The sequence below is a fragment of the Williamsia deligens genome, from assembly GCF_024171765.1.
GTDB lineage: Bacteria > Actinomycetota > Actinomycetes > Mycobacteriales > Mycobacteriaceae > Williamsia_A > Williamsia_A deligens.
The window spans coordinates 127,317-139,419 of the sequence record NZ_JAMTCI010000005.1; the positions used below are offsets into that span (position 1 = coordinate 127,317).

General features: G+C 70.4%; 10 protein-coding genes. 7 read left to right on the top strand and 3 right to left on the bottom strand.

Translation table 11 applies throughout. From position 1 onward, the window contains the following. Positions 1-36: 36 nt before the first annotated feature. Both LX14_RS20170 and LX14_RS20175 read right to left on the bottom strand, forming a co-directional pair. Positions 37-765 (bottom strand): DUF305 domain-containing protein, encoded by a 729-nt coding sequence (locus tag LX14_RS20170; RefSeq protein WP_253649163.1) that lies wholly within the window; start codon positions 763-765, stop codon positions 37-39. A 4-nt stretch (positions 766-769) separates the two neighbouring features. Continuing rightward, positions 770-1,675 (bottom strand): thioredoxin-like domain-containing protein, encoded by a 906-nt coding sequence (locus LX14_RS20175; RefSeq protein WP_253649164.1) that lies wholly within the window; start codon positions 1,673-1,675, stop codon positions 770-772. Positions 1,676-1,805: 130 nt separating this feature from the next. Between LX14_RS20175 and argS the strand changes: the two genes are divergently transcribed. From argS to rho, 6 genes are all read left to right on the top strand, one after another. Beyond that, complete coding sequence (gene argS, locus LX14_RS20180) at positions 1,806-3,458, top strand: arginine--tRNA ligase (protein ID WP_253649165.1); 1,653 nt, start codon at positions 1,806-1,808, stop codon at positions 3,456-3,458. After that, positions 3,455-4,882 carry a diaminopimelate decarboxylase gene (gene lysA / locus LX14_RS20185; protein ID WP_253649166.1) on the top strand — a complete coding sequence of 476 codons (1,428 nt, stop codon included), beginning with the start codon at positions 3,455-3,457 and terminating at the stop codon, positions 4,880-4,882. Before argS ends, lysA begins: the two co-directional genes overlap by 4 nt. After that, positions 4,879-6,192, top strand: a complete 1,314-nt coding sequence (locus tag LX14_RS20190; RefSeq protein WP_253649167.1) for a homoserine dehydrogenase — start codon at positions 4,879-4,881, stop codon at positions 6,190-6,192. The genes lysA and LX14_RS20190 overlap by 4 nt, the downstream gene beginning before the upstream one ends. Continuing rightward, positions 6,185-7,309, top strand: a complete 1,125-nt coding sequence (gene thrC / locus LX14_RS20195) for a threonine synthase (RefSeq protein WP_253649168.1) — start codon at positions 6,185-6,187, stop codon at positions 7,307-7,309. Before LX14_RS20190 ends, thrC begins: the two co-directional genes overlap by 8 nt. Before the next feature lie 38 nt (positions 7,310-7,347). Further along, positions 7,348-8,271 carry a homoserine kinase gene (gene thrB, locus LX14_RS20200; protein WP_253649169.1) on the top strand — a complete coding sequence of 308 codons (924 nt, stop codon included), beginning with the start codon at positions 7,348-7,350 and terminating at the stop codon, positions 8,269-8,271. 400 nt (positions 8,272-8,671) lie between these two features. Beyond that, on the top strand, positions 8,672-10,801 hold the full coding sequence (rho, locus tag LX14_RS20205; RefSeq protein ID WP_253649170.1) for a transcription termination factor Rho: 2,130 nt from the start codon (positions 8,672-8,674) through the stop codon (positions 10,799-10,801). Positions 10,802-10,807: 6 nt separating this feature from the next. Here the strand turns inward: rho and LX14_RS20210 are convergent, their stop codons facing one another. Next, positions 10,808-11,494 carry a thioredoxin-like domain-containing protein gene (locus tag LX14_RS20210; protein WP_253649171.1) on the bottom strand — a complete coding sequence of 229 codons (687 nt, stop codon included), beginning with the start codon at positions 11,492-11,494 and terminating at the stop codon, positions 10,808-10,810. A 289-nt stretch (positions 11,495-11,783) separates the two neighbouring features. On the opposite strand from LX14_RS20210, the gene rpmE reads away from it, so the two are divergent. Next, complete coding sequence (gene rpmE, locus LX14_RS20215; RefSeq protein WP_253649172.1) at positions 11,784-12,026, top strand: 50S ribosomal protein L31; 243 nt, start codon at positions 11,784-11,786, stop codon at positions 12,024-12,026. Positions 12,027-12,103: the final 77 nt, after the last annotated feature.

Genomic DNA, 12,103 nt, shown 5'->3' on the forward strand with positions numbered 1-12,103 from the left:
GGAGGTGACCTCCGGGGCGCCGACCTGTGAGGCGTGTCAGTTCATCGACAGCGGGCTCAGACGACGCTCGGACAGCATCTGCGTCATCGTGTCGGCCTCGGTGGTCTGCACGTTGATCATCTGCTGCGCGAGGTCGCGCACGAAGCCCTCGGAGACGTGCCGGGGATCGACGGCGTACTCCATCATGTGCTGGCCGCCCTGGTGGTGGCGCAGCATCAGCTGCAGGAAGTAGGAGTCGACCGCGGAGCCCGACAGCGACCGCAGTCGGTTCAACTCGGGTTCGGTGGCCATCCCCGGCATGACCGGCGTGGTGACGCCGTCTCCCGCGGTCGTCGAGACCCCCATGCCCATGGCGTGGTCGCCGGTCATCCACGACATCGCGGGCGTGGTCGACGCGAGGGGACGTCCCCAGCGCTGCAGCCACGACTGCATCTGCCCGATCTGGTTCGACTGCGACGTCAGGATGTCGAAGGCGAGCGAGCGCACCTGCTCGTCGGTGCCGCGGTCGAGTTCGATCGCGGCCATCGACACCGCCTGCGCGTGGTGGGCGGACATGTCCTGGGCGAACCCGACGGCGGCGGAGTCCGGGGCAGGGGCAGCGGTGTCGGACGGGAGGGTGCGGCCGATCAGCAGTCCGGCACCGACGCCGACGAGCAGCAGCGCGACGATGCCCAGGACCACGAGGGCGGGTAGCTGACGACGCCAGGCGGGCCGGGTGTCGGGCTCCGGCGTGGACTGCGTCTGAGGGTTCTCGGTGGTCGTCATCGGATCAGCCTGCGGGCGCCGGGGTGACCCCGGGCTCGTTGGTCGCGGCCTGCGTACCCGCACCGTTCATCGGCACGGCGTTCGCCGGGACGGGCCCGACGTCGGCGGGCGGGGGGTTGTTCGGGTCGAACGCACCCGGGATGGCGGCACACGACGCACCCACCTCGGGGTAGGCCGTCTGTTGCGGCTGCCCGGGATAGACGTTGGTCTGCGAGTTCAGGCGCAGCGCGGTGATGAACTGATCGACCCGCGGGTCGCCCGCAGAGGACAGCTTGAGCTGATGGCCCCACGACTGCAGCGAGATCGGTGTGCTCAGCCCGGGGTACGGCGACATCAACATGAACTGCTGGCCGGACACCTTCTTCTCCAGCGTGGCCTTGTCGGCGGCGGAGATGGACTGCGGGTTGTATGCGATCCACACGGCGCCGTGCTCGAGCGAGTGGACGGCGTTCTCGGTGCGCAGCTGGTCGGGGTAGACGACGCCGGTGCAGGTCGCCCACACCGCGTCGTGCGGACCACCGAACGGCGGCGACTTGTCGTAGTCGACGCGCTGGGCGGGGGACACGTGCTGGCCCGCCGGGTAGAACTGCTTGGTCACGCCGGGGATCGCATTCGACGGATCGGGGTTGGAGGACGACGGCACGAACTTCTGTGCCTCCTCCCGGACCGTGTACTTGGGCACGAGGTAGGCGGCGATGCCCCCGACGATGGCGAGCACGACGACGATCGCGGCGATCGTCGCCCACGGGATCGAGCGGCGTTTGCCGGCCGCGGTCACGGGGATGGTCCCGGGGCGGCTCTTCTTCTTCGGCGCCTTCCTGGGCGAGCCCTTCGGTGACGAGGGGGGCTTCCCGGCACCGGTCGTCGACGCCGTCTCGTCCGGCTTCGCCGCGCTGTGCGGGTTGCTCATGCTGGCCATCTTCTGCGCTCGTCCTCCGTCGGTGTGATGCTCCCGGGCGCCGCCATCCTACGTGCGGACGCCGCGGTGATCGGTGTGGCCGATGTGGTCGGGCGACGGCCGGACCATAGGATGATGTCCCGTGACTCCCACCGATCTGCCCGGCGTGCTGCGTGACGCGACCACCGCGGTGCTCGCGCGACGCGGGCTGGACACGACGGTGGTCCCGGAGACGGTCGTCGTCGAGCGCCCCCGCAATCCCGACCACGGCGACTACGCGACCAACATCGCGTTGCAGATCGCCAAGAAGGTCGCCACCCCTCCGCGCGATCTCGCCACGTGGCTGGCCGAGGAACTCGCGGGCGTCGACGGCATCGCCACCGCGGAGATCGCCGGGCCGGGCTTCCTCAACCTGCGGCTCGCCGCGGCGAGCCAGAACGTCGTCGTCTCCGACGTGCTCGCGGCCGGCGCCGCGTACGGCCGGGGCGCCACCCTGGCCGACACCGCGATCAACCTGGAGTTCGTGTCGGCCAACCCCACCGGACCGATCCACCTCGGTGGGACCCGGTGGGCGGCGGTCGGCGACGCCCTCGGTCGGGTGCTCGCCGCACAGGGTGCCGCCGTGACGCGGGAGTACTACTTCAACGACCACGGCACCCAGATCGACCGGTTCGCGCAGTCGCTGCTCGCGTCCGCGCTCGGGGAGCCGACGCCGGACAACGGCTACGCGGGCGCCTACATCGCCGACATCGCCGCCGACGTGCAGCGCGCCCGACCCGGGGTGCTCGACCTGCCCGAGGACGAGCGGCTCGAGACGTTCCGCGCCGTCGGCGTGGAGGCCATGTTCGACCACATCAAGAACAGCCTCGCCGAGTTCGGGACGCGCTTCGACGTGTACACCCACGAGAACTCGATGTTCACCTCCGGTGCGGTGGACGAGTGCATCGCCGCGCTCAAGGCGAACGGCAACCTCTACGAGAACGACGGCGCATGGTGGTTGCGCTCCACCGACTTCGGCGACGACAAGGACCGCGTCGTCATCAAGCGGGACGGCGAGGCCGCGTACATCGCCGGTGACATCGCGTACTTCCGCGACAAGCGCAACCGGGGTGCGGACCTGTGCATCTACATGCTGGGCGCCGATCACCACGGGTACATCAAGCGGCTCAAGGCCGCTGCCGCGGCGCTCGGTGACGACCCCGCCACACTCGAGGTGCTGATCGGCCAGATGGTCAACCTCGTCCGCGAGGGCAAGCCGGTCCGGATGAGCAAACGCGCCGGCACCGTCATCACCCTCGACGACCTCGTCGACGCCGTCGGTGTCGACGGTGCCCGGTACTCGCTGATCCGGTCGTCGGTGGACGTCAACCTCGACATCGATCTCGACCTGCTGACCACCCAGTCCAACGAGAACCCCGTCTACTACGTGCAATACGCGCACGCACGGCTGTCGGCCGTCGGCCGCAACGCCGCCGATCTCGGGGTCACCGCGGACGCCGGATCCCTCGACCTGCTCGTCGAGCCGGCCGAGGGTGAGCTGATCCGCACACTGGGGGATTTCCCCGGCGTCGTCGAGACCGCCGCGACACTGCGGGAGCCGCACCGGATCTGCCGCTACCTCGAGACGCTCGCGGGCACCTATCACCGCTTCTACGACCGGTGTCGCATCCTGCCCCAGGGTGACGAGGACCCGACCGCGCTGCACGGCGCCCGTCTGGCGCTGTGCGACGCGACCCGGCAGGTCATCGCGAACGGACTCGACCTGGTCGGCGTCAGCGCGCCGGAGCGGATGTGATGGCGCACCCCGCCGGACCCCGCCACGCCGACGGCCAGGCCCCTCGTGGTGTCGACGTCGACGGTCGGCCCGTCACCGCGGCGGCGATGGCCACCCTGCCCGGTCATGTGTGGCCGCGTAACGCCGGTCGCGACGACTCCGGCGTCGTGACGCTGGCCGGCGTGGCCGTCGACGAGCTGGCCCGTGAGCACGGGACACCGCTGTTCGTGGTGGACGAGGCCGACTTCCGTTCGCGCTGTGCGGACATGCTCGGGGCGTTCGGGTCCACCGGTCGTGTGCACTACGCCTCGAAGGCGTTCCTCTGTCGTGAGGTCGCCCGCTGGGTGCACCAGGAGGGCCTGAGTCTCGACGTCTGCTCCGGTGGTGAGCTCGCACTGGCGCTCGGCGCCGGGTTCCCCGCCGACCGGATCGCGTTGCACGGCAACAACAAATCCGTCGAGGAACTCGCCGCCGCCGTGGACGCCGGCGTGGGACACGTCGTCGTGGACTCCCTCGCCGAGATCGGTCGGCTCGACGCCGTGGCCGGAGCGGCCGGGGCCGTGCAGGACGTCCTGATCCGCGTCACCGTCGGGGTCGAGGCCCACACACACGAGTTCATCTCGACCGCGCACGAGGACCAGAAGTTCGGGTTCTCGCTGAGCGAGGGTGTCGCCATGGAGGCGGTGCGAGCCGTGTTCGCGGCCGACAACCTCCGGTTGGTGGGTCTGCACAGCCACATCGGGTCCCAGATCTTCGACCTCGACGGGTTCGAGCTCGCCGCACATCGCGTCCTCGGTCTGCTCGCCGACGTGGTCGCCGAGTTCGGCGTCGAGAAGACCGCACAGCTGTCGGTGCTGGATCTCGGTGGGGGACTGGGCATCTCTTACGTGCCCGACGACGACCCGCCGCCCGTCGAGCAGGTGGCGGCGACCCTGATCGACATCGTCACCCGCGAGTCCGCGCAGCTGGACCTCCCGACGCCGCTGCTGGCCGTCGAACCCGGCCGGGCCATCGCCGGACCGGGCACCGTCACCCTCTACCGGGTGGGCACGGTGAAGGACGTCGCGATCGGCAGCGGTCGGCACCGTCGGTACGTCTCGGTCGACGGCGGGATGAGTGACAACATCCGGACCTCGTTGTACGGCGCGGAGTACGACGTGCGCCTCGCCTCCCGCGTCAGTGATGCCCCCGCCACGCGCAGCCGTGTGGTCGGGAAGCACTGTGAGAGCGGGGACATCGTGGTCAGGGACTGCTGGCTCCCCGACGACGTCGCGCCCGGTGACCTGCTGGCGGTCGCCGCCACGGGTGCCTACTGCTACGTGATGTCGAGCCGGTACAACATGGCGGCCCGCCCTGCGGTCGTCGCCGTCCGCGACGGTTCCTCGCGCACACTGCTGCGGCGCGAGACGCTCGCGGATCTCATGAGCCTGGAGGTGGACGGATGACCGACGACGGACGTCGGACGATCGGTGTGGCGGTGCTCGGCATGGGCAACGTCGGCGCCGAGGTGGTGCGGATCCTGCAACAGAACTCCTCCGACCTGGAGGCCCGGGTGGGTGCCGCGCTCGAGATCCGCGGTGTCGCCGTGCGTGATCTGGGCAAGGCACGGTCCTGGTGCTCGCCGTCGCTGTTGACCGACGACGCCGCGTCGCTGGTGACGCGAGAGGACGTCGACATCGTCGTCGAGTTGATCGGCGGCATCGACCTGCCCCGCGAGCTCATCGGATCCGCGCTGCAGCACGGGAAGTCGGTCGTGACCGCCAACAAGGCGCTGTTGGCCGATTACACCGGCGAGCTCGCGACCATTGCCGCCGACGCCCACGTCGACCTCTACTTCGAGGCGTCGGTCGCCGGCGCCATCCCGGTGGTCCGTCCGCTGATGCAGTCGCTGGCGGGCGACACGGTCCAACGGGTGGCGGGGATCGTGAACGGCACCACGAACTTCATCCTCTCGGCCATGGCGGAGAACGGCGACGACTACGCCTCCACGCTCGCCGAGGCGGGTCGCCTCGGGTACGCCGAGGCCGACCCCACGGCCGACGTCGAGGGCTACGACGCCGCGGCGAAGGCGGCGATCCTCGCTTCCATCGCGTTCCACAGCCGTGTCACCGCGAGCGACGTGTACCGCGAGGGCATCTCGACGATCACCACCGACGACCACGAGTCCGCGGCGACACTGGACTGCACCATCAAGCTGCTCTCGATCTGCGAGCGCATCGACGACTCGGCCGGGCGGCAACGCATCTCGGCGCGCGTCTACCCGGCGCTGGTCCCGAACAACCACCCCCTGGCGTCGGTCAGCGGGGCGTTCAACGCGGTGGTCGTCGAGGCGGAGAACGCGGGTCGACTGATGTTCTACGGCCAGGGCGCCGGGGGATCGCCGACGGCGTCGGCGGTGATGGGTGATCTGGTGATGGCTGCGCGCAACAAGGTCCACGGCGGTCGCGGTCCCCTGGAGTCGACCTACGCCTCGCTGCCGATCGCGCCGATCGGTGACGTGTACACCCGCTACTACGTGTCGATGAAGGTCGCCGACCGTCCCGGCGTGCTCTCGGCGGTCGCCGGTGAGTTCTCCGCGCGTCGGATCAGCATCGCCACGGTGCGACAGGCCGGCGCGGGCGACGACGCCCGCCTGATCGTCGTGACCCACCGCGCACCGGACTCCGCCCTGTCGGAGACCGTCGACGCCCTCAAGGGGCTCGAATCGGTGCTGTCGGTGTCGAGTGTGTTGCGTCTGGAGGGAACCGATGCCTGACCGTCCTGTCGACAACCCGGCCGCCGCCCGTGCGGAGGACGCGCACGTGGGTGCCGTCCATTCGGCGTGGCCCGGTCTGATCGAGGCCTACCGCCGACGACTTCCGGTGGACGCGGACACCCGCGTCGTCACCCTCCTCGAGGGAGGCACGCCGCTTATCGCCGCGCCGCACATCTCCGAGGTCACCGGGTGCGAGGTCTACCTCAAGGTCGAGGGTCTGAACCCGACCGGCTCGTTCAAGGACCGCGGCATGACGATGGCGGTGAGCATGGCCGTCACGCAGGGCAAGAAGGCGGTCCTCTGCGCCTCGACGGGCAACACGTCCGCGTCGGCCGCGGCGTACGCGACCCGTGCGGGGATCACCTGCGCCGTGTTGATCCCGACCGGCAAGATCGCGATGGGCAAGCTCGCGCAGGCCGTGATGCACGGCGCGAAGATCATCCAGGTCAACGGCAACTTCGACGACTGCCTCGAGCTGGCGCGCAAGGCGACGGCCGAGTTCTCCGAGATCGAGCTCGTGAACTCGGTGAACCCCGCTCGCATCGAGGGTCAGAAGACCGCCGCGTTCGAGATCGTCGACGTGCTCGGTCGCGCGCCGGACGTGCACGCGCTGCCGGTCGGCAACGCGGGCAACATCACCGCGTACTGGAAGGGGTATGCCGAGTACCACGCCGACGGGGTCACGTCGTCGCGTCCGCGCATGCTCGGTGTGCAGGCGGCGGGCGCCGCGCCTCTGGTCACCGGTCAGCCGGTGAAGAACCCGGAGACGGTGGCCACGGCCATCCGTATCGGGTCGCCGGCGAGTTGGCAGCAGGCCGTGGCCGCGAAGGACGAGTCGGGCGGCATGTTCCGCGCGGCGACCGACGAGAAGCTGCTCGAGGCCTACCGTCTGATCGCGGGTCGGGAGGGTGTGTTCGTCGAGCCCGCCTCCGCCGCCGGGGTCGCCGGTCTGCTCGCCGCGTGCGAGGAGGGATGGGTGTCGAAGGGGGAGACCGTCGTCTGCACGGTCACCGGGAACGGACTCAAGGACCCGGACACGGCGCTCGCCGGGATGCCCGAGGTGCAGGCCATCGACGTCGACCCGCAGGCCGTCGCGCGCGCCCTCGAGGTCGCCTGAGCGATGAGTCATCCGTCCCTGCCGACCAGGCGGCCCTGATGTTCCCGGTGTTGCCCGAGGGCGTCCGGGCCGACGTCCGGGTCCCCGCGTCGTCGGCGAACCTCGGTGCCGGGTTCGACTCCCTGGGCATCGCGCTCGACATCTACGACGACCTCAGCGTCCGGGTGACGCCGTCGGGTGTTCGTGTCGAGGTCGACGGCGAGGGCGCCGACGCCGTCCCGCTCGACGACACCCATCTCGTGGTGCGAGCACTCCTCCGTGGCCTCGAGGCGGGCGGCGTCCGCGCACCCGGGCTCGAGATCGTGTGCCGCAACGCCATCCCGCATTCGCGCGGCCTCGGATCGTCTGCCGCCGCAGTGGTGTCGGGCCTGGCGGCGGCGTCCGGGCTGATGGCCAAGAGCGGTGTGCGACAGGGTTTCTCGCCCGACCAGATGATCCAGCTCGCGAGCGAGTTCGAAGGCCATCCCGACAACGCCTCCGCGAGCGTGCTGGGGTCGGCTGTCGTCTCGTGGATCGAGGACACCGACGGCGCACCGGCCTATCACGCACGCCGGCTGACCGTGCACCCGGCGATCGCCGTCACCGCGTTCGTCCCCCGGGTCGAGTCGTCGACCGCGTTGACGCGGGGGTTGCTCCCCGACGCCGTCCCGCGGGCGGACGCGGTCCACAACCTCAGCCGCAGCGCGCTGGCGGTGGTGGCGCTGACCACCGATCCGTCGTGCCTCCTGCCGGCGACGGCCGATCGGCTCCACCAGCACCACCGGGCCCCGGTCCTGCCCGACACCACCACGATCGTCGCCGAACTGCGCTCCCGCGGTGTGGCCGCGTTCGTCTCGGGCGCGGGGCCGTCGGTGCTCGCCCTGCACGAACGGCCGATCCCGCCGGAGTCCGTGGAGGTCGCCGCCGGTGTCGGGTTCACCGCCCGCGCGCTGCGTGTGGCGGGGCCCGTCTCCATCACCTGACCGCCTCGCCCCGCCCCCGTCGGCGACGCGCCGAGGGGGAGGGTGTTGCCGCAGGACCGCACGGTGGATACCATGGTGACGTCTCGCAACGGACGTGCGTTCGTCCGGTTGCACTCACCCCGGGGAACCTCATCGGTCACGTCGGTGTCGGGTGCGACATCCGCCGCTGATCCCGCAGGCAGAATGCGCGAGACACCACCGCCCCGGTCGCGCCCCCTCACCACGACGACAGCACGCGAACCACGTGTGCACACCGCCTCGTGACGGCGCAGAAGGACCCGGTGCGGACCACACGACTTCCGGCCTCGTCGATCTGACGGGCGGGGAACCCGCCGACATCCACGGCGGGGTTTGCGAACCTCCACGGTTCTTCTCACGGTGGAGGAATGAAAGGACATCCGTGACCGATACGGACCTGATCACCACACCGGCCCCCGAGTCGACGACCGCGCCTGCGCGTGGCGGCCGCTCCCGCGGCACCGGTCTCAGCGCGATGGTGCTGACCGAGCTCCGCCAACTCGCCGGCGAGCTGGGCATCAAGGGGACCTCGGGCATGCGCAAGGGCGACCTCGTGGCCGCCATCGCCGCCCGGCAGTCCGGCGGCTCCGTGGCCGGCGGCGCGTCGAGCGCTCCGGCCGCCAACGGTGCCTCCGCATCCGAGCGCCGCACCACCGCGCCCACGAGCGAGACCCCCAACGGCCAGGCGGCACCGGCGACCGACGCCCCGCGTCGCGACGCTCCCGCGGCCTCGGCCCCCGGGGAGGCGACGGACGCCCCCGATCGCTCCGGCCGTGACGACACCGGTCGACGCTCGCGTGGCGCCGACCAGAACCGTGGCGCCGACCAGAACGCCGGCACCGACCAGGAGCGCGCGGACGGACAGGCATCCGACGGCGACGACTCGGCGGACCGCCCCACCCGGAACCGCGATCGGTCGCAGCGCCGCGATCAGGACCGTGGCGACCAGAACCGCGGTGACCAGGGCCGGAACGAGCAGGGCCGTAACGAGCAGGGCCGTAACGAGCAGGGTCGTGGCGACCAGAACCGTGGCCAGCAGAACCGCTCGGAGCAGTCCGAGCGCGGCGACGGCGACCGCTCGGCCCGGGGCAACCGCGGCGACAACCGCGACGGAGCCGGCAACCGGTCCGGCGCGAACCGCTCGAACGACAACCGGTCGAACGACAACCGTTCCGGCGAGAACAGGTCGAACGACAACCGCTCGGGCGAGCAGAACGGCCCCAACCGCGGTGGGAACAACCGTCAGGACGACGACGCGGACGGCGGGGGCCGCGGTCGTCGGGGCCGCCGGTTCCGCGAGCGCCGTCGTGGGCGCGACCGTGAGGGTGGCGAGAACGACTTCGAACCCCAGGTGAACGAGGACGATGTCATCCAGCCGGTCGCGGGCATCCTCGACGTGCTGGACAACTACGCCTTCGTGCGGACCTCGGGATACCTCGCCGGATCGAACGACGTCTACGTGTCGATGAACCTCGTCCGGAAGAACGGCCTCCGTCGCGGCGACGCCATCACCGGGGCGGTCAAGTTGCCGCGGGACGGCGAGCAGAACAACCAGCGACAGAAGTTCAACCCGCTGGTGCGTCTGGACACGGTCAACGGCGGCGACGTCGAGGCCGCGCGCAAGCGCCCGGAGTTCGGCAAGCTGACCCCGCTGTACCCGAACGAGCGCCTGCGTCTCGAGACGACCCCTGATCGTCTGTCCACGCGCGTGATCGACCTGATCATGCCGATCGGCAAGGGCCAGCGCGCCCTGATCGTCTCCCCGCCCAAGGCGGGCAAGACGACGATCCTGCAGGACATCGCCAACGCGATCTCGATCAACAACCCCGAGTGCCACCTGATGGTCGTCCTCGTCGACGAGCGTCCCGAGGAGGTCACCGACATGACCCGGTCGGTCAAGGGTGAGGTCATCGCCTCGACCTTCGACCGTCCGCCGTCAGACCACACGTCGGTCGCCGAGTTGGCCATCGAGCGCGCCAAGCGGATCGTGGAGAGCGGCAAGGACGTCGTCGTCCTGCTGGACTCGATCACCCGTCTCGGCCGTGCCTACAACAACGCCTCACCCGCGTCGGGCCGCATCCTGTCCGGTGGTGTCGACTCGACGGCGCTCTATCCGCCGAAGCGGTTCCTCGGCGCGGCGCGCAACATCGAGAACGGCGGGTCGCTGACGATCATCGCCTCGGCGCTGGTCGAGACCGGTTCCACCGGTGACACCGTGATCTTCGAGGAGTTCAAGGGCACCGGCAACGCCGAGCTGAAGCTGGACCGCAAGATCTCCGAGCGCCGCGTCTTCCCGGCCGTCGACGTCAACCTCTCCAGCACCCGTAAAGACGAGCTGATGATGTCGGCCGACGAGTTCGCGATCGTCCACAAGCTGCGGCGACTCCTGTCGGGGCTGGACTCGCAGCAGGCGATCGACCTGCTGATGTCCCAGCTGCGCAAGTCCAAGACGAACATCGAGTTCCTCATGCAGGTGCAGAAGAACGCACCGGGGACGATGAGCGAGGACTGACCCGCCTCAGGCGTCGGGGATCGCGGTCGCGGGCAGCGGCCCGGTGTCCGGCGCCGGCGGGTCCGCGACGTCGAACACCCCAGTGGTCGCGCATGTCCCCGACGGCTCGGGTGATGCGGTCGCCTTCGGGTCCTCGGGATACACGTTCGACTGCGTGTTCAGACGTGTCTCGGTGACGAACCGGTCGATGCGCGGGTCGGTGGCGTCGTCGAGCCTGAGCTGGTGGCCCCACGCCTGCAGCGAGATGGGCGTGTCGAGGCCGGGGTAGGGCGACATGAGCATGTGGTCGACGCCGGTCACCCGACGCGCCAGCGCCGCCACCGATCCCGGGTCCAGCGACGGTCGGTAGGTGATCCACACCGCCCCGTGTTCCAGGGCGTGCACCGCGTTCTCGTTCCGCAGTGCCCGCGGGTACACGATCCCGGTGCAGGTCGCCCACACCGCGTCGTGCCGTCCGCCGATGGGCGGCGAGTACCGGTAGGCGACGCGCTTGCCCGGGCCGACATGGCCGCCGCGGTAGAAGTGCCGCACCACCCCGTCGATCCGCATGGCCGGATCGGGATCGGCTGCGGACGGCACGTCGGAGGTCGGGCGGGACTGCTCGCGGGTGAGCGCGACGACCGCGACCACACCGGCGGCGGCGACGAGGATCACCGTCAGCGCGACGACCACCGACGATCGTGGTCGTCGCATCGCGTCTCCCCCTGACGACGGACCCGCCGCGACGGGCGTCGGCGGCATCGGATGCTCCCATCGTAGGGACGCGCGGGGCGGGAATGCCGAGACCTCGAGCGCGGTTGAAGGGTCTGTCCGAGGAGATGAGGAGCGGCGGGCCGGCGATTGGATCGCAGGTCACGGCTCTGGCATACTCGGCAAGGTTGTGCATCGGTCGATGCACATCATCACCGTCCGGTTCCGGTTCACACCGTCACGCGAGGTCCGCCCCGCAGCGGTGACCCGGCGACCACGAAAGGGACACCAGATGAAGCAGGGCATCCACCCGCAGTACGGCGACACCACGGTGTTGTGCGGTTGCGGGAACACATTCGAGACGCGCAGCACTCGCGACGGCGGCCAGATCACGGTCGAGGTCTGCTCGCAGTGCCACCCGTTCTACACGGGCAAGCAGAAGATCCTCGACACCGGCGGCCGCGTCGCCCGGTTCGAGAAGCGCTACGGCAAGCGCAGCCCGAAGGGTGCGGCCGACTCGGCCGACGCCAAGTAGGACTCCCGACGACGCCCGTCCCGCGCACTGCGCAGGGCGGGCGTCGTCGTCGTCTCACCACCATCACCGACGCGAAC

Bases quoted from the DNA above. Each gene is read 5' to 3' on its own strand.
- LX14_RS20175 (WP_253649164.1), bottom strand. From the start codon at position 1,675: ATGAGCAACCCGCACAGCGCGGCGAAGCCGGACGAGACGGCGTCGACG.
- thrB (WP_253649169.1), top strand. From the start codon at position 7,348: ATGTTCCCGGTGTTGCCCGAGGGCGTCCGGGCCGACGTCCGGGTCCCC.
- LX14_RS20170 (WP_253649163.1), bottom strand. From the start codon at position 765: ATGACGACCACCGAGAACCCTCAGACGCAGTCCACGCCGGAGCCCGAC.
- rpmE (WP_253649172.1), top strand. From the start codon at position 11,784: ATGAAGCAGGGCATCCACCCGCAGTACGGCGACACCACGGTGTTGTGC.
- LX14_RS20210 (WP_253649171.1), bottom strand. From the start codon at position 11,494: ATGCGACGACCACGATCGTCGGTGGTCGTCGCGCTGACGGTGATCCTC.
- LX14_RS20190 (WP_253649167.1), top strand. From the start codon at position 4,879: ATGACCGACGACGGACGTCGGACGATCGGTGTGGCGGTGCTCGGCATG.
- thrC (WP_253649168.1), top strand. From the start codon at position 6,185: ATGCCTGACCGTCCTGTCGACAACCCGGCCGCCGCCCGTGCGGAGGAC.